The organism is Enterobacter sp. BNK-18 (genome assembly GCF_047456135.1).
Classification (GTDB): Bacteria; Pseudomonadota; Gammaproteobacteria; order Enterobacterales; family Enterobacteriaceae; genus Enterobacter; species Enterobacter ludwigii.
In genome coordinates this window covers 3483627-3499167 of record NZ_CP179899.1, presented here as the reverse complement: position 1 = coordinate 3499167, position 15541 = coordinate 3483627, and the positions used below count along the sequence as shown (strand labels likewise).

Sequence of the window (15541 nt, the reverse complement as noted above, 5' to 3'; positions counted from 1 at the left end):
GAACCCTTAACCAGCCTGCAATGCTGTGATTTCAGATTTATCTGCGAGTCTTTTCAGCAGCATATTCAGCAGGACGCCGTACATCGGCAGGAAGAACACAATGCTGATAAGCACCTTGAAGCAGTAGTCCACAAGGGCGATTTCCATCCAGTGCTGGGCCATAAATGCGTCCGGGCTACGCCAGAATGCGATAAAGAAGAAGGCCAGCGTGTCGCTGACGTTGCCGAACAGCGTGGACGCCGTGGGTGCCATCCACCAGCGATGATTTTGACGCAGGCGGTTAAACACGTGAACGTCGAGGATCTGCCCCAGCGCGTAGGCCATAAAGCTGGCGGAGGCGATACGGGCGACAAACAGGTTGAAGTGCGTTAACGCCTCGAACCCCTGCCAGCTTCCCATATAAAACAGGGAAGAGATCACGTACGAAATGAACAGCGCCGGCAGCATGACCGCAAAAATAATGCGGCGAGCCAGCGGTGCGCCGAAAATACGCACGGTCAAATCAGTGGCGAGAAAAATAAACGGGAAACTGAACGCGCCCCACGTGGTATGAAAACCAAAGATGGAGATCGGGAGTTGCACCAGATAGTTGCTGGAGGTAATCACCAGCAAATGAAAAAGCGAAAGCCAGAACAACGCTTTAACGCGCTGTGAATCAGAAAACTGCATCATGTTGTAACCTTTTTATACGTTGGGGTGAGGGAACCCAATAAAAACCGCAGCATGATACTGCTTTGGCCGGACATTGCAATGGTTAGTTTTTACGCAATCGTTAACCTGGTTGCATTGCCGACGATGGGGCGTAAACTACAGCCGTTTTTACCTGACCGAGAAGAACATGACCGATCTGTTTTCCAGCCCAGACCACACCCTTGATGCTCAGGGCCTTCGCTGCCCGGAGCCGGTAATGATGGTACGTAAAACCGTGCGCAACATGCAGACCGGTGAGACGCTGCTGATCATCGCCGACGACCCCGCCACCACCCGCGACATTCCCGGTTTTTGTACCTTTATGGAACATGAGCTGGTGGCACAGCAGACCGAAACGCTGCCGTACCGGTATGTGATCCGCAAGGGGTAAATGCGGCCTGATGGCCTCACCCCGACCCTCTCCTACCGGGAGAGGGAGAAAACCTTTCTAAACCATCGTTTCAAAATTTCACGCTTTTGTGAGGCGCTTCACCCCCGCTTTTCCGGCCGTAGTCTAGTTTTTAAGCGTACAAAAATAAAACACTGTTTTAACGCTTATCTCACTACCCTGGAGTTGACCCGATGAAAACGACCCTCAAGCCGTTACTGGCCGCCCTGTGCCTCTCCGCTTTTGCCTGCTCTGTCGCTGCGCAAACCATCAAAGCCGCCGATGTGCACCCTGAAGGCTACCCGAACGTGGTGGCGGTTCAGCAAATGGGTGAAAAACTCAAACAACAAACCGACGGCAAGCTGGAGATCAAGGTTTTCCCCGGCGGCGTGCTGGGGGATGAAAAACAGATGATTGAGCAGGCGCAGATGGGGGCGATCGATATGATCCGCGTCTCGATGGCGCCGGTGGCGGCCATCCTGCCCGATATCGAAGTCTTCACGCTGCCCTACGTTTTCCGCGATGAAGACCACATGCACAAAGTGATCGACGGGGATATCGGCAAGCAAATTGGCGATAAGCTAACTGCCAACCCGAAATCACGACTGGTGTTCCTCGGCTGGATGGACTCCGGCACCCGCAACCTGATCACCAAAGATCCGATTGTTAAACCCGACGATCTGAAAGGGAAGAAAATCCGCGTACAGGGCAGTCCGGTGGCGCTGGCGACGCTGAAAGATATGGGCGCTAACGCGGTGGCAATGGGGGTAAGCGAAGTTTACAGCGGAATGCAAACCGGCGTGATTGACGGCGCGGAGAATAATCCACCGACCTATGTCGCGCATAACTATATGCCGGTCGCCAAAAACTACACCCTCAGCGGCCACTTTATCACCCCGGAAATGCTGCTCTACTCAAAAGTGAAGTGGGACAAACTCAGCGCCGACGAGCAGAAAAAGATCCTGACCCTGGCCCGTGAAGCCCAGTTTGAACAACGTAAGTTGTGGGAAGCCTATAACGCCCAGGCGCTGGAAAAAATGAAGGCTGGCGGGGTGCAGTTCCACGAGATCGACAAAACGGTATTTATCAAAGCCACAGAGCCGGTGCGCGCCCAGTATGGCGAAAAGCATCAGGATCTGATGAAAGCCATCGCTGACGTCAAGTAACCGGAGTACGTATGTCCGAACTCTATCTGAAGTGGATGGACCGTCTCTACCTGCTGGCGATGGCCGTGGCGGGCATTTCGCTGCTGGTGATGACGATTGTGATCCCCATCGGCATTTTTTCGCGCTATGTGCTTAACCGCGGTGAATCCTGGCCGGAGCCGGTTGCCATCATCTGCATGGTGACCTTCACCTTTATCGGCGCGGCGGTCAGCTACCGTGCCGGTTCGCACATTGCGGTGAATATGCTCACCGACCGGCTGCCCGGGCCGTTAAAAACCGTCTGCGCACGGGCCGTTGATCTGCTGATGCTGCTGATCGCTGGCCTGATGTTCTGGTACAGCTACTGGCTGTGCGTCGAACTCTGGGAGCAACCGGTCGCCGAATTTCCGGTCCTGACCTCCGGCGAGAGCTATCTGCCGCTGCCGGTGGGCTCTGCCGTTCTGATCCTGTTTGTGATTGAGCGCCTGCTGTTTGGCTCGCAGGAAAACCGTCCCGTCGTGCTGATCGGCAACCACAGTTAAGGGGTGAACAATGGATGCATTCGTTTTGTTATTCACCCTCGCCATTTTGCTGGCGCTGGGGATGCCGGTGGCCTTTGCCGTCGGGCTAAGCGCCGTCGCGGGCGCGTTGTGGATAGATTTACCTCTCGAGGCGCTGATGATTCAGATAACCAGCGGGGTGAATAAATTCACGCTGCTGGCGATCCCCTTCTTTATTCTCGCGGGTGCGATTATGGCGGAAGGGGGGATTGCCCGACGGCTGGTCAATTTCGCCTACGTGTTTGTTGGCTTTATTCGCGGTGGGCTGTCGCTGGTGAATATTGTGGCCTCCACGTTCTTCGGCGCGATTTCCGGCTCGTCGGTGGCGGATACGGCCTCCATTGGCAGCGTAATGATCCCGGAGATGGAGAAGAAGGGCTATCCGCGCGATTATGCGGCGGCGGTGACCGCCAGCGGGTCGGTACAGGCGATTTTGATCCCGCCCAGCCACAACTCGGTAATTTATTCCCTCGCGGCAGGCGGGACGGTCTCTATCGCGACGCTGTTTATCGCGGGGGTGCTGCCAGGGCTGCTGCTCGGCGTAAGCCTGATGGCAATGTGTCTGGGCTTTGCCCGCAAACGTGGCTACCCGAAAGGGGAAAAAATTCCCTTTAAGCAGGCGCTGAAAATCACGCTGGACGCGCTGTGGGGGCTGATGACCGTGGTGATTATTCTCGGCGGGATACTGTCCGGGATATTTACCGCAACGGAATCCGCTGCCGTGGCCTGTCTGTGGGCGTTCTTTGTCACCATGTTTATCTACCGGGACTACAAATGGAACGAGCTGCCGAAGCTGATGTGCAGGACGGTGAAAACCGTCACCATCGTGATGATACTGATTGGCTTTGCGGCGGCGTTTGGCGCGGTGATGACCTACATGCAGCTCCCGAGCCGTATCACCGAGTTCTTCACCTCACTCTCCGATAACAAGTACGTGATCCTGATGTATCTCAACATCATGCTGCTGCTGATCGGCACGTTAATGGACATGGCACCGATCATCCTGATCCTGACGCCAGTGCTGTTGCCGGTGACCAATTCGCTGGGCATCGATCCGGTGCATTTTGGGATGATCATGATGGTGAACCTGGGGATCGGGCTGATTACGCCGCCGGTCGGTTCGGTGCTGTTTGTGGCGAGCGCGGTAAGTAAACAGAAAATCGAGCATGTGGTTCGCGCCATGCTGCCGTTTTACGGCATGCTGCTGGTGGTGCTGGCGATGGTGACGTACATCCCGGCCATCTCGCTGTGGCTGCCGCGCGTGTTAGGGATGCAGTGACGCCGTTTTCCGCCCTCTCCCGGTGGGAGAGGGCATCTTGTGTTATTGTCGACGTAATAAGCGGAGCGCGTTCGCCGTCACCAGTACCGTCGCGCCGGTATCCGCCAGCACCGCCAGCCACAGGCCGGTTATACCGAGCAGCGTGGTGACCAGGAAAATCCCCTTCAGGCCCAGCGCAATCCCGATGTTCTGACGGATATTGGCCCGCGTGGCGCGCGCCAGAGCAATCATCTGCGCCAGCCCGGTCAGGCGGTTATGGGTGAGTGCTGCGTCGGCGGTTTCCAGCGCCACGTCGGTGCCGCTGCCCATTGCAATGCCAATGGTGGCGGCTTTCATCGCCGGGGCATCGTTGATTCCGTCACCCACCATTGCCAGTGGTGCATGGTTGTTCAGTTCCGTTACGGCGCGCACTTTATCCGCAGGCAATAACCCGGCTTTAAACGCCAGCCCCAGCTCACCGGCAATCGCTGCCGCGGCTCGCGGGTTATCCCCGGTGAGGATCACCCCCTGCACGCCCAGTTGATGCAGCGCGGCGACGGCGTCTTTTGCATCGTCACGCAGGGTGTCACGCAGTGCCAGCATCCCTATCGCCACGCCGTTTTGCACCACCATCACCACGGTTTGCCCGGCCTGTTCCAGCGCCTGGACTGGCTGGCTCAGCCCGGCCGCCGGAAACGTATTCGCGGCAACGATCAGGACGTTATTCCCTTCAACGTCGGCTTCAATCCCGGACCCGACCAGCGCCCGCTGTGCGGTGGCGGCAGGGATGTCCAGCCCACGCGACTGCGCTTCGCGGACTATTGCCTGTGCCAGCGGGTGGGTGGAGCCTTGTTCGACGGCAGCGGCCAGGGCGAGCAGCGTATTTTCACTGACCTCCTGAGGATAAATGCCCGTGACCTGCGGTTTACCCACCGTCAGCGTACCGGTTTTATCGAAGGCGATATGTTGCACCTGGCTCAGCTGCTCCAGCGCCGCACCGCCTTTAATCAGCGCTCCACGACGCGCCGCGGCCGCCAGGCCGGAGGTAATGGCCGCCGGCGTGGAGATCACCAGCGCACACGGGCAACCAATCAGCAGCAACGTCAAACCTTTATAAACCCAGCCCTCCCAGGCTGCGCCCAGGAATAACGGTGGAATAATTGTCACCAGCAGGGCGACCAGCATGATGGTGGGGGTGTAGATCCGGCTGAAGCGATCGATAAAGCGCTCAACGGGTGCGCGACGCTCCTCGGCCTCTTCAATCAGCTTCAGGATGCGGTCGATGGCGCTCTCACCCGGTCCGGAGAGGACCGTGAGTTGCACCAGACGATCGACGCTGGTGGCGCCTGCAGGCACTTTCTCGCCCGCTGAGCGTTCAACCGGAATCGACTCGCCGGTGAGGGCACTTTCATCGAAACTCGCCGTGGCGGTAAGCAATTCACCGTCCGCAGGCAGACGCCCGCCGGCGGCGACCTCAATCACATCACCCGGGCGCAGCGTGTTAATTGCCACCGTCTGGCGTTCGCTGTCCGTCACCCGCGTTGCGGTTTCCGGTTTCAGCGCCATCAGCGCGCTGACCCCTTTCCGTGCCCGACTCGCCGCCCAGCCCTCAAGGCGCTCGCCAATTAAGAACAGCAGCAGCACCATGGCCGCTTCCGCCGTCGCGCCAATAAACAACGCGCCGATCGCCGCCACGCTCATCAGCGTTTCGATGGCGAACCAGCTTCCGCTTTTCATCAGCCGCACGGCCTGACGGGCAATCGGGAACAGTCCGACAAGCGTCGTGGCGATGAACGCCAGGTTACCGAACGGGTGGTTAAATTGCTCCAGACCCCAGCTCAGGGCCATCATGATGATAAGGGTGATAATGGGCAGGTTTTCTCGCAGGGCTGACGTCTTTTCGACAGGTGCGGTTTCGCTGCGCAGGCTGTAACCGGCCTTACTGACGGCGGCTTTAACCAGCGTGCTGATGTCATTATCGGCGCTGACCAGCAGCTTCTCGGTGGCGAAGAGCACCTGGACGTGGCTGACGCCGGGGACCTGTTTTACCGCGTTTTCGACTTTACGGGCGCAGGCCGCGCAGTCCATACCGTTGACCACCCAGCTGTAGCGGTTTGCGCTTTCCGGGAGCGGCAGCGTGTTTTGCGTTTCGCATGCGCCGTCGCAGCAGCAGTCGTCCTTCGCGGGAACGGGGCTGAGCTTAAGTGCCGAGAATTGTGGAACTTTTTTAGGTGTTTCTGGAGTCGACATGGCAGTCTCCGGTAATGATAATTTTCTCATTAACCGCAGCATACACTCTGGAGTCGACTCCAGAGTCAAGGCTTATTTAGATATACAGTGAACGCACAATCAGGAAGTGACCGGCAAAGTAGCAGGCGGCGGCAATCGCGTTATCCGCACGGAAGCGGCGACGATAGTGGCTGCCCAGCCAGACGATATTCCCGAGTAACAGCAGCGTGGCACCAAAGAACGCGGACATTGCCGGTGCCGTCGGACGGAAGAACCACAGTTCACCCGCCAGCCATACCATCACCAGCGTCATGGCGATAAACGTGCAGACAGGCAAGCGCATCTCTTCCAGACGCGTCCAGATCACCGCGATCAACAGCGCGCCAATGACCAGCAGCACCAGCGGCAGCGGCCAGAAGAAGGAGAGCGTCATCTGGCTGGCGAAGTAAATGGTATAAAGCAGATGCGACAGGAAAAATGCCCCAACGGCATACAGCAGGCGCTGTCGCGGCAGCAGGGTTAAGGCATCACCAATCAGGGACGCACACAGACCGGCAAGAACCAGATAGCTGACGGCGTTAAACATGGGCGCTTGCCAGGCAAGCAGCAGGAGTAACAACAGCGTGACGGGTTTAAACAACCATCGCTGCCAGGCAGGGCCGCGATAGGATGCATCGACGTAAAGCCATGCGGAAAAACAGACAGCGATAAATGACCAAAGCATATTAACTCCCTGTAACTGTTGAGTCTGAATAATCAGTTTCTTCTTCAGTGTAGTGATGGGGGCAGGCGTTTGGCAATGCCGGGGAAGGCAGGGTATGCTGAATTCCGTATAATCTGATGGGATTTTTGAATGAGCAAGATGCCGCTTTTTTTCGTTATCGTGGTGGCGATTATCGTCATTGCCGCCTCCTTTCGTTTCGTGCAGCAGCGCCGTGAGAAGGCGGACAACGATGCCGCGCCGTTGATGCAAAAACGCGTGGTGGTAAGCAATAAACGCGAGAAAGCCCTCAATGACCGACGCTCGCGCCAGCAGCAGGTTACGCCGGCGGGAGCCACCATGCGCTATGAAGCGAGCTTTAAGCCGGAAACCGGCGGGCTGGAGATGACCTACCGTCTGGAGGCGCAGCAGTACCATCAACTGACGGTGGGAGAAAAAGGGATGCTGAGTTACAAAGGGTCGCGGTTTGAAGGGTTTACGCCAGATCGGTAATGTTCCCTCTCCCGCAGGGAGAGGGGTAGGCTGAGGCTTGAGGCGCCTTACTTCTTCGCCTGGGCCTTAAATTTCTTCATCCACACCAGCAGTTCAAATACGCCAAAAATAAACACGCGCAGCTGCTGCCAGCCGGTCATCTGCGGACCGTCTTTTGGCAGGCCGTTTTTCAGCATCACCATCTGCAGGGCGTGCATGAAGGTGGTAAAGATAAAGGCCACGTTCACAAAGATGTTCATCGGGCGCGGGAACGGGTGCACCAGATTGAGGAGCAGAAATGCCCAGACGCCCAGCATCAACAAACGTCCCACATTAATCAGTACTGGCATTGGATTCTCCTTGTGCCTGACGGTGATACAGACGATAAGCGACCTGACCTGCCACTTTTTCTCGGTGCAGATCCCAGTGAACCGGGACCGGCGGTAAACCATTTTCGACTTCGCTTTCGACGTAGATTAACGCGTCATCCGCCAGCCAGCCGTTGTTTTCCAGCAGGGATAACGTCTCTTCCAGCAGCCCCTTGCGGAACGGCGGGTCGACAAACACCACGTTGTGCGGCGTGCCCTTTTGCGCGAGGAAGCTCAGTGTGTTGGTATTCACTACTTTGGCGTTGGTCGCTTTTAGCGTTGCCAGATTTTGCTGCAACGTCTGCGCAACGCCGCGCTCCATCTCCAGCAGCGTGGCGCTGGCGGCATAGCGCGACAGCGCCTCCAGACCCAGCGCGCCGCTGCCCGCGAAGCAGTCCAGGCAGTGGGCATCCACCATTGAGGGGGCCAGCCAGTTAAACAGCGTTTCGCGTACGCGGTCCGTGGTTGGGCGTAGTCCGGGGCTATCCGGCACCGGTAATTTCCGGCCTCGCCACTGGCCGCCGATAATACGAATTTGACCGGCTGGGGCGCGGTTGAGTTTCTTCATCTCTGGAAAGCTCTGTTAACAATTGGCCTGCGATTGCGGGCGGTGATGTCAATTAAGTAAAGTGTTAGACTATTTCATCATTTTTTTAGCTTCCATGTATATAGCGCCGCGAGGAGTGTAGTCGCAGATGGCAAAACAAAAAAAACGTGGCTTCTTTTCCTGGCTGGGCTTCGGTGAAAAAGAGCAAGAAACAGAGCAGAAAACCGAAGAACAACAAGCCGTTGAAGAGCAGTCTCAGCCTGAAACGCCGGTAGAAACTGCCGCCGTTGTCGACGCGGAAGAGCACGCGCACAGCAAAGAAGAGACCGAAGCCTTTGCTGAAGAGGTGGTGGAAGTTACCGAACAGGTTCAGGAAAGCGAGAAGCCAGAACCCGTTGTGGTAGAAGACGTTATCGATACGCCGCAGGCGATTATCGAGCATGAAACGTTGCCGCTGCCGAAAGAGGTGAAAGCCGAAGAGGTTTCAGCGCAGGAGTGGCAGGCCGAGGCAGAAACCGTCGAAATTGTTGAGGCGGTGGAAGAAGAAGCACAAGACGAGCCAGCGCTTACCGACGAAGAGCTGGAAGCCCAGGCGCTGGCGGCAGACGCGGCGGAAGAAGCGGTTATCGTCGTGCCGGTGGAAGCGCAACCAGAGCAGGGTGAAGAGGTTGCTCAGGAACAGGAAAAACCCACCAAAGAAGGTTTCTTCGCCCGCCTGAAGCGTAGCCTGCTCAAAACCAAAGAAAACTTAGGTTCCGGATTTATCAGTCTGTTCCGCGGCAAGAAGATCGACGACGATCTCTTTGAAGAGCTGGAAGAGCAACTGCTGATCGCCGACGTTGGGGTGGAAACAACCCGTAAGATCATCGCCAGTCTGACCGAAGGGGCGAGCCGCAAGGCGCTGCGTGACGCCGAAGCGCTGTACGGTCTGCTGAAAGACGAGATGGGCGAAATCCTCGCAAAAGTTGACGAACCGCTTAATATTGAAGGCAAAACGCCATTTGTTATTCTGATGGTTGGCGTGAACGGTGTGGGGAAAACCACCACCATCGGCAAGCTGGCGCGACAGTTTGAGCAGCAGGGCAAATCGGTAATGCTGGCGGCAGGTGATACCTTCCGTGCGGCGGCGGTTGAGCAGCTGCAGGTCTGGGGCCAGCGTAACAACATCCCGGTGATTGCGCAGCATACCGGTGCGGATTCCGCCTCCGTTATCTTTGACGCTATTCAAGCGGCGAAGTCGCGTAACGTGGATGTGCTGATTGCCGATACCGCAGGGCGTTTGCAGAACAAAGCGCACCTGATGGAAGAGTTGAAGAAAATCGTCCGCGTCATGAAGAAGCTGGACGAAGAGGCACCGCATGAAATTATGCTGACCATTGATGCCAGCACCGGACAGAACGCCATCAGCCAGGCGAAGCTGTTCCATGAAGCGGTAGGGCTGACCGGGATCACGCTGACCAAACTGGACGGCACCGCGAAAGGCGGGGTGATCTTCTCCGTGGCCGATCAGTTCAATATTCCTATCCGTTACATCGGTGTGGGCGAGCGTATTGAGGATTTACGTCCGTTTAAAGCGGACGACTTTATTGAGGCACTATTTGCCCGAGAGGACTAACAATGATTCGCTTTGAACACGTCAGCAAGGCCTATCTCGGTGGGAGACAAGCGCTGCAGGGGGTGACATTCCACCTGCAGCCAGGCGAGATGGCATTCCTGACCGGCCATTCCGGCGCGGGGAAAAGTACCCTGCTCAAGCTTATCTGTGGGATCGAGCGGCCGAGCGCCGGGAAAATCTGGTTCAGCGGCCATGATATTAGCCGTCTGAAAAACCGTGAGGTGCCGTTCCTGCGTCGTCAGATTGGCATGATTTTCCAGGACCACCACCTGCTGATGGATCGCACCGTTTTCGATAACGTGGCCATTCCGCTGATTATTGCCGGTGCCAGCTATGATGATATCCGTCGTCGCGTCTCTGCGGCGCTGGATAAAGTCGGGCTGCTGGACAAAGCGAAGAACTTCCCGATCCAGTTGTCTGGCGGTGAACAGCAGCGTGTGGGGATTGCCCGTGCGGTGGTGAACAAACCTGCGGTACTGCTGGCGGATGAACCGACCGGTAACCTGGACGACGCCCTGTCAGAAGGGATTTTGCGTCTGTTTGAGGAATTTAACCGCGTTGGGGTGACGGTATTGATGGCAACGCACGACATCGGGCTGATTTCCCGTCGTTCGTACCGCATGCTGACCCTGAGCGACGGTCATTTGCACGGAGGCCTCGGTGAATAAGCGTGATGCAATAAACCAGATTCGGCAGTTCGGAAACCGGTTTGACCGCTTCCGTAAGCCGCAGGGCGGCGGTGACGGCAATCGTAATGCGCCAAAGCGTGCGAAAGCGGCGCCTAAGCCGAACTCCCGCAAAACCAACGTGTTCAACGAGCAGGTGCGTTATGCCTTCCACGGTGCGTTGCAGGACCTGAAAAGCAAACCGCTGGCGACGTTCCTGACGGTGATGGTGATTGCCATCTCCCTGACGCTGCCAAGCGTCTGCTACATGGTCTATAAAAACGTTAACCAGGCGGCGTCGCAGTACTATCCTTCTCCGCAGATCACGGTCTATCTGGATAAGGCGCTCGACGATAACGCAGCGGCGCAGGTTGTGGGGCAAATCCAGGCCGAACAGGGCGTAGAGAAAGTGAATTATCTCTCTCGTGAAGAAGCCCTGGGTGAGTTCCGTAACTGGTCAGGCTTTGGCGGTGCGCTGGACATGCTTGAAGAGAACCCCCTCCCGGCCGTGGCGGTGGTGATCCCGAAACTCGATTTCCAGGGGACCGACTCGCTCAACACCCTGCGTGACCGCATCACCCGTATCAACGGGATTGATGAAGTGCGCATGGATGACAGCTGGTTTGCGCGTCTTGCTGCGCTGACCGGGCTGGTAGGGCGCGTGGCGGCGATGATTGGTGTGCTGATGGTGGCGGCGGTCTTCCTCGTCATCGGTAACAGCGTACGCCTGAGCATTTTCGCGCGTCGCGACACCATCAACGTGCAGAAACTGATTGGTGCGACGGATGGCTTCATCCTGCGTCCGTTCCTGTACGGTGGCGCATTGCTCGGTTTTTCCGGCGCATTTCTTTCACTGATATTGTCAGAAATTTTGGTGATGCGGCTGTCCTCTGCCGTAACCGAGGTGGCGCAGGTTTTCGGAACGAAGTTTGATATCAGTGGCTTAGGGTTCGATGAGTGCCTGTTACTGCTGCTGGTGTGCTCGATGATCGGCTGGGTGGCAGCATGGCTGGCAACCGTGCAACATTTACGTCACTTTACTCCCGACTAATAAAAGCGTGATATAATCTTTCCCTGCACCGAGATGTTCGCTCTGCAGGGAAAGCGTCCCTGTTGTCTCTTCCCCTGTTATCATCTCCATGTCACAATTTGTGCGTAATTTATTCACCGTTGCACCTGGAACTTGTGGATAAAATCACTGTCTGATAAAAGAGTGAATGCTAATCTCGTGGCTCAAACGCTTTGGCATGGTTGTTGCCTGATGGGGACAGCCTGGACCAGAAGAAACATTGAGAGGAATGAATGACCAAAGAAATGCAAACTTTAGCTTTAGCCCCTGTTGGTAACCTGGAATCTTATATCCGGGCTGCGAACACCTGGCCGATGTTAACGGCCGAGGAAGAAAAGGAGCTTGCTGAAAAGCTGCATTACCAGGGCGATCTGGAAGCAGCGAAAAAGCTGATCCTGTCTCACCTGCGCTTTGTTGTTCACATTGCTCGTAATTATGCGGGCTATGGCCTGCCGCAGGCGGACTTGATTCAGGAAGGTAACATCGGTCTGATGAAGGCTGTACGTCGCTTCAACCCGGAAGTGGGTGTGCGACTGGTCTCCTTCGCCGTGCACTGGATCAAAGCAGAAATTCATGAATACGTGCTGCGCAACTGGCGTATCGTGAAAGTCGCCACGACAAAAGCGCAACGTAAACTGTTCTTCAACCTGCGTAAAACCAAGCAGCGTCTGGGCTGGTTCAATCAGGATGAAGTTGAAATGGTGGCGCGCGAGCTGGGCGTATCCAGCAAAGACGTGCGTGAGATGGAATCCCGTATGGCCGCGCAGGACATGACCTTCGATATGTCCTCCGACGACGACGGCTCTGACAGCCAGCCAATGGCACCGGTTCTGTATCTGCAGGATAAAACCTCTAACTTTGCTGACGGCATTGAAGAGGATAACTGGGAAGATCAGGCCGCGAACAAGCTGACTTCAGCAATGGAAGGCCTCGACGAACGTAGCCAGGATATTATCCGCGCCCGCTGGCTGGACGAAGACAACAAGTCCACGCTGCAGGAGCTGGCCGATCGCTACGGCGTCTCCGCTGAACGTGTGCGTCAGCTTGAAAAGAACGCCATGAAAAAACTTCGCGCCGCTATCGAAGCGTAATTTCCGCGATGTCCCCGATAACCCTCGAATGCAAATTCGGGGGTTTTGTTTTTTTATCTCCCGCTCTGGCGAATTCCCTCCCCCTGGCAAACACTTACAGATGCGCTAAGCAGGTGACTTTCTCAGGGGGACAGGGTGAAAAACAGTGAACTGAATGACCGGCGTTTGCAGGCGACGCCGCGCGGTATCGGCGTGATGTGTAACTTCTATGCCGATAAAGCCGAAAATGCCACGGTGTGGGACGTCGAGGGTAACGAGTATATCGACTTCGCCGCCGGGATTGCGGTGCTGAATACCGGCCATCGGCATCCAAAAGTTATTGCCGCCATCGAAAAACAACTCCACGCATTTACCCATACGGCATACCAGATTGTCCCGTACGAAGGCTATGTGGCGCTTGCCGAGCGTATCAACCAACGTGTGCCTGTTGATGGGCCTGCCAAAACGGCTTTCTTCTCTACGGGAGCAGAGGCGGTCGAAAACGCGGTAAAAATTGCCCGCGCGTATACCCGTCGTCCTGGCCTGATCGCCTTTGGCGGTGCCTTCCACGGCCGTACCTTTATGACGATGGCGTTGACGGGGAAAGTGGCGCCGTACAAACTCGGTTTCGGTCCGTTTCCCGGATCGGTTTATCACGCACACTATCCAAATGATCTGTACGGCGTCAGCACGGTAGAAGCGTTAAAAAGCCTCGAACGCATCTTCAAAGCCGACATTGCGCCGGACCAGGTGGCGGCCATTATCCTGGAACCGGTTCAGGGGGAGGGGGGATTCAACGTTGCCCCCGCCGATTTTATGCTGGCCCTGCGCGAACTGTGCGATACGCACGGAATTTTGCTGATTGCCGATGAAGTGCAAAGTGGCTTTGCGCGAACCGGCAAGCTGTTCTCGATGGAACACCATTGCGTGAAGCCGGATTTGATCACCATGGCGAAAAGCCTGGCCGGCGGGATGCCGCTCTCGGCGGTCTCTGGCCGGGCGGAAGTGATGGATGCCCCCGCACCTGGCGGGCTGGGCGGGACTTACGCCGGCAACCCGCTGGCGATTGCCGCAGCCCATGCCGTGCTGGATGTGATTGATGAAGAGGATCTCTGCACGCGCGCGGCGCATCTTGGCCATCATCTGGTGGAAGTGCTGAACAAAGCGAAGGGCGACTGTCCGTTTATCGCTGATATTCGTGCTCAGGGCTCAATGGTGGCGGTGGAGTTTAACGACCCGCAAACCGGACTGCCGTCGCCGGAATTCACGCGTCAGGTCCAGGAGCGTGCGTTGCAGGAAGGTCTATTGCTGCTGAGCTGCGGCGTGTACGGCAACGTTATCCGTTTCCTCTATCCGCTTACCATCCCCGAAGTTCAGTTCCGTAAAGCGCTGGATATTATCTCCGCGTCGCTGACACGTTAAAGCCCTGGCCCGGCGGTGATCCCTGCCGGGCTTATCATATATTCATTTCAAATTAGCTATTCCAAAATCATAAAAATGGGGTATGTTTTAGCAGAGTATGCTGAAAAAGCGCGACTGTCATACCTATAACTGAAATAAAGCGCTACACAACAACATCACGACAATCGTAATAACCATAATAATGGGGAATCTCAGGATGAATATGAAGGGTAAAGCGTTACTGGCAGGATGTATTGCGTTGGCATTCAGCACGATGGCACAGGCCGATATTAAAGTGGCTGTCGTGGGCGCGATGTCCGGTCCGGTAGCACAGTACGGCGACCAGGAATTTACCGGCGCAGAACAGGCGGTTGCAGACATTAATGCTAAGGGCGGCATCAAGGGCGAAAAACTGCAGATCGTAAAATATGATGATGCCTGTGACCCGAAACAAGCGGTTGCCGTGGCGAACAAAGTGGTGAACGACGGGATCAAATACGTTATCGGTCACCTGTGCTCCTCTTCCACGCAGCCCGCGTCTGATATCTACGAAGACGAAGGCATTCTGATGATCACCCCGGCTGCAACGGCGCCGGAGCTGACCGCACGTGGCTATAAGCTGACCCTGCGTACCACCGGTCTGGATTCAGACCAGGGCCCAACCGCGGCAAAATACATTCTGGACAACGTGAAGCCGAAGCGTATCGCGATTGTTCACGACAAACAGCAGTATGGTGAAGGTCTGGCGCGTGCCGTGCAGGATGGTCTGAAGAAAGGCAATGCCAATGTGGTCTTCTTCGACGGTATCACCGCCGGTGAGAAAGACTTCTCCACTCTGGTGGCGCGTCTGAAGAAAGAGAATATTGATTTCGTTTACTACGGTGGCTATCACCCTGAAATGGGCCAGATCCTGCGTCAGGCACGTGCGGCCGGCCTGAAAACCCAGTTTATGGGCCCGGAAGGGGTGGCGAACGTTTCCCTGTCTAACATTGCCGGTGAGTCTGCTGAAGGCCTGCTGGTGACCAAACCGAAGAACTATGACCAGGTGCCTGCGAACAAACCGATCGTAGATGCCATCAAGGCGAAGAAACAGGATCCAAGCGGCGCGTTCGTCTGGACCACCTACGCTGCGCTGCAGTCTCTGCAGGCGGGTCTGAACCAGTCAGCCGATCCGGCTGAGATTGCCACCTGGCTGAAGGCTAACTCTGTCGATACCGTGATGGGGCCGCTTTCCTGGGATGCGAAGGGCGATCTGAAAGGTTTCGAGTTCGGCGTGTTTGACTGGCATGCTAACGGAACGGCGACCGACGCCAAATAAAAGCAAACGGCAACCTTTCGGTTGCC

Annotated in this window: 16 protein-coding genes; 11 read left to right on the top strand and 5 right to left on the bottom strand. The window is 56.3% G+C overall.

Annotated elements, in window-relative coordinates; genetic code table 11:
* Positions 1-6 precede the first annotated feature (6 nt).
* The gene (locus ACMGG3_RS16895; protein WP_020884536.1) at positions 7-672 is read right to left on the bottom strand and encodes a 7-cyano-7-deazaguanine/7-aminomethyl-7-deazaguanine transporter; all 666 of its coding nucleotides are present in this window, start codon (positions 670-672) and stop codon (positions 7-9) included.
* A 166-nt stretch (positions 673-838) separates the two neighbouring features.
* Between ACMGG3_RS16895 and tusA the strand changes: the two genes are divergently transcribed.
* From tusA to ACMGG3_RS16875, 4 genes are all read left to right on the top strand, one after another.
* Positions 839-1081 carry a sulfurtransferase TusA gene (gene tusA / locus ACMGG3_RS16890; RefSeq protein WP_020884537.1) on the top strand — a complete coding sequence of 81 codons (243 nt, stop codon included), beginning with the start codon at positions 839-841 and terminating at the stop codon, positions 1079-1081.
* 191 nt (positions 1082-1272) lie between these two features.
* Positions 1273-2244 (top strand): TRAP transporter substrate-binding protein, encoded by a 972-nt coding sequence (locus ACMGG3_RS16885; protein ID WP_014172022.1) that lies wholly within the window; start codon positions 1273-1275, stop codon positions 2242-2244.
* A gap of 11 nt (positions 2245-2255) precedes the next feature.
* Positions 2256-2765, top strand: a complete 510-nt coding sequence (locus tag ACMGG3_RS16880; protein WP_014172021.1) for a TRAP transporter small permease — start codon at positions 2256-2258, stop codon at positions 2763-2765.
* Between the two features lie 10 nt (positions 2766-2775).
* Positions 2776-4062 carry a TRAP transporter large permease gene (locus ACMGG3_RS16875; RefSeq protein WP_014172020.1) on the top strand — a complete coding sequence of 429 codons (1287 nt, stop codon included), beginning with the start codon at positions 2776-2778 and terminating at the stop codon, positions 4060-4062.
* Positions 4063-4104: 42 nt separating this feature from the next.
* Here ACMGG3_RS16875 and zntA read toward each other — a convergent pair whose 3' ends face one another.
* Both zntA and ACMGG3_RS16865 read right to left on the bottom strand, forming a co-directional pair.
* Positions 4105-6291: a Zn(II)/Cd(II)/Pb(II) translocating P-type ATPase ZntA gene (zntA, locus tag ACMGG3_RS16870; RefSeq protein WP_414149323.1), complete on the bottom strand. Its 2187-nt coding sequence runs from the start codon at positions 6289-6291 to the stop codon at positions 4105-4107.
* Between the two features lie 76 nt (positions 6292-6367).
* Entirely contained in the window at positions 6368-6994 is a 627-nt protein-coding gene (locus ACMGG3_RS16865) for a lysoplasmalogenase (RefSeq protein ID WP_014172018.1), read from the bottom strand.
* 129 nt (positions 6995-7123) lie between these two features.
* On the opposite strand from ACMGG3_RS16865, the gene ACMGG3_RS16860 reads away from it, so the two are divergent.
* A complete protein-coding gene (locus ACMGG3_RS16860) occupies positions 7124-7483 on the top strand; it encodes a DUF2500 domain-containing protein (RefSeq protein WP_014172017.1) in 360 nt (119 codons plus the stop codon).
* Positions 7484-7530: 47 nt separating this feature from the next.
* On the opposite strand, the gene ACMGG3_RS16855 is transcribed toward ACMGG3_RS16860, so the two are convergent.
* Both ACMGG3_RS16855 and rsmD read right to left on the bottom strand, forming a co-directional pair.
* Positions 7531-7812 carry a DUF1145 family protein gene (locus tag ACMGG3_RS16855; RefSeq protein WP_014172016.1) on the bottom strand — a complete coding sequence of 94 codons (282 nt, stop codon included), beginning with the start codon at positions 7810-7812 and terminating at the stop codon, positions 7531-7533.
* Positions 7796-8398 (bottom strand): 16S rRNA (guanine(966)-N(2))-methyltransferase, encoded by a 603-nt coding sequence (gene rsmD, locus ACMGG3_RS16850; protein WP_414149322.1) that lies wholly within the window; start codon positions 8396-8398, stop codon positions 7796-7798. Before rsmD ends, ACMGG3_RS16855 begins: the two co-directional genes overlap by 17 nt.
* A 127-nt stretch (positions 8399-8525) precedes the next feature.
* Here rsmD and ftsY point away from each other — a divergent pair, with 127 nt between their 5' ends.
* The 6 genes from ftsY (at position 8526) to livJ (ending at position 15515) form a co-directional block, all read left to right on the top strand.
* Positions 8526-9992: a signal recognition particle-docking protein FtsY gene (ftsY, locus tag ACMGG3_RS16845; RefSeq protein ID WP_410396855.1), complete on the top strand. Its 1467-nt coding sequence runs from the start codon at positions 8526-8528 to the stop codon at positions 9990-9992.
* 2 nt (positions 9993-9994) lie between these two features.
* Positions 9995-10660: a cell division ATP-binding protein FtsE gene (gene ftsE, locus ACMGG3_RS16840; RefSeq protein ID WP_014172013.1), complete on the top strand. Its 666-nt coding sequence runs from the start codon at positions 9995-9997 to the stop codon at positions 10658-10660.
* Positions 10653-11708 carry a permease-like cell division protein FtsX gene (ftsX, locus tag ACMGG3_RS16835; RefSeq protein WP_014172012.1) on the top strand — a complete coding sequence of 352 codons (1056 nt, stop codon included), beginning with the start codon at positions 10653-10655 and terminating at the stop codon, positions 11706-11708. Before ftsE ends, ftsX begins: the two co-directional genes overlap by 8 nt.
* Before the next feature lie 251 nt (positions 11709-11959).
* Entirely contained in the window at positions 11960-12817 is an 858-nt protein-coding gene (gene rpoH / locus ACMGG3_RS16830) for an RNA polymerase sigma factor RpoH (protein ID WP_014172011.1), read from the top strand.
* Between the two features lie 135 nt (positions 12818-12952).
* Positions 12953-14218 (top strand): 4-aminobutyrate--2-oxoglutarate transaminase, encoded by a 1266-nt coding sequence (locus ACMGG3_RS16825; RefSeq protein ID WP_150343830.1) that lies wholly within the window; start codon positions 12953-12955, stop codon positions 14216-14218.
* Positions 14219-14414: 196 nt separating this feature from the next.
* Positions 14415-15515, top strand: coding sequence for a branched chain amino acid ABC transporter substrate-binding protein LivJ (gene livJ / locus ACMGG3_RS16820; RefSeq protein WP_072126534.1), 1101 nt, complete (start codon positions 14415-14417; stop codon positions 15513-15515).
* The last annotated feature ends 26 nt before the right edge of the window (positions 15516-15541 follow it).

What these genes read in the sequence shown, in the direction of transcription:
- ACMGG3_RS16895 (WP_020884536.1), bottom strand. Translation starts at nt 672, where the DNA reads ATGATGCAGTTTTCTGATTCACAGCGCGTTAAAGCGTTGTTCTGGCTT.
- tusA (WP_020884537.1), top strand. Translation starts at nt 839, where the DNA reads ATGACCGATCTGTTTTCCAGCCCAGACCACACCCTTGATGCTCAGGGC.
- ACMGG3_RS16885 (WP_014172022.1), top strand. Translation starts at nt 1,273, where the DNA reads ATGAAAACGACCCTCAAGCCGTTACTGGCCGCCCTGTGCCTCTCCGCT.
- ACMGG3_RS16880 (WP_014172021.1), top strand. Translation starts at nt 2,256, where the DNA reads ATGTCCGAACTCTATCTGAAGTGGATGGACCGTCTCTACCTGCTGGCG.
- ACMGG3_RS16875 (WP_014172020.1), top strand. Translation starts at nt 2,776, where the DNA reads ATGGATGCATTCGTTTTGTTATTCACCCTCGCCATTTTGCTGGCGCTG.
- zntA (WP_414149323.1), bottom strand. Translation starts at nt 6,291, where the DNA reads ATGTCGACTCCAGAAACACCTAAAAAAGTTCCACAATTCTCGGCACTT.
- ACMGG3_RS16865 (WP_014172018.1), bottom strand. Translation starts at nt 6,994, where the DNA reads ATGCTTTGGTCATTTATCGCTGTCTGTTTTTCCGCATGGCTTTACGTC.
- ACMGG3_RS16860 (WP_014172017.1), top strand. Translation starts at nt 7,124, where the DNA reads ATGAGCAAGATGCCGCTTTTTTTCGTTATCGTGGTGGCGATTATCGTC.
- ACMGG3_RS16855 (WP_014172016.1), bottom strand. Translation starts at nt 7,812, where the DNA reads ATGCCAGTACTGATTAATGTGGGACGTTTGTTGATGCTGGGCGTCTGG.
- rsmD (WP_414149322.1), bottom strand. Translation starts at nt 8,398, where the DNA reads ATGAAGAAACTCAACCGCGCCCCAGCCGGTCAAATTCGTATTATCGGC.
- ftsY (WP_410396855.1), top strand. Translation starts at nt 8,526, where the DNA reads ATGGCAAAACAAAAAAAACGTGGCTTCTTTTCCTGGCTGGGCTTCGGT.
- ftsE (WP_014172013.1), top strand. Translation starts at nt 9,995, where the DNA reads ATGATTCGCTTTGAACACGTCAGCAAGGCCTATCTCGGTGGGAGACAA.
- rpoH (WP_014172011.1), top strand. Translation starts at nt 11,960, where the DNA reads ATGACCAAAGAAATGCAAACTTTAGCTTTAGCCCCTGTTGGTAACCTG.
- livJ (WP_072126534.1), top strand. Translation starts at nt 14,415, where the DNA reads ATGAATATGAAGGGTAAAGCGTTACTGGCAGGATGTATTGCGTTGGCA.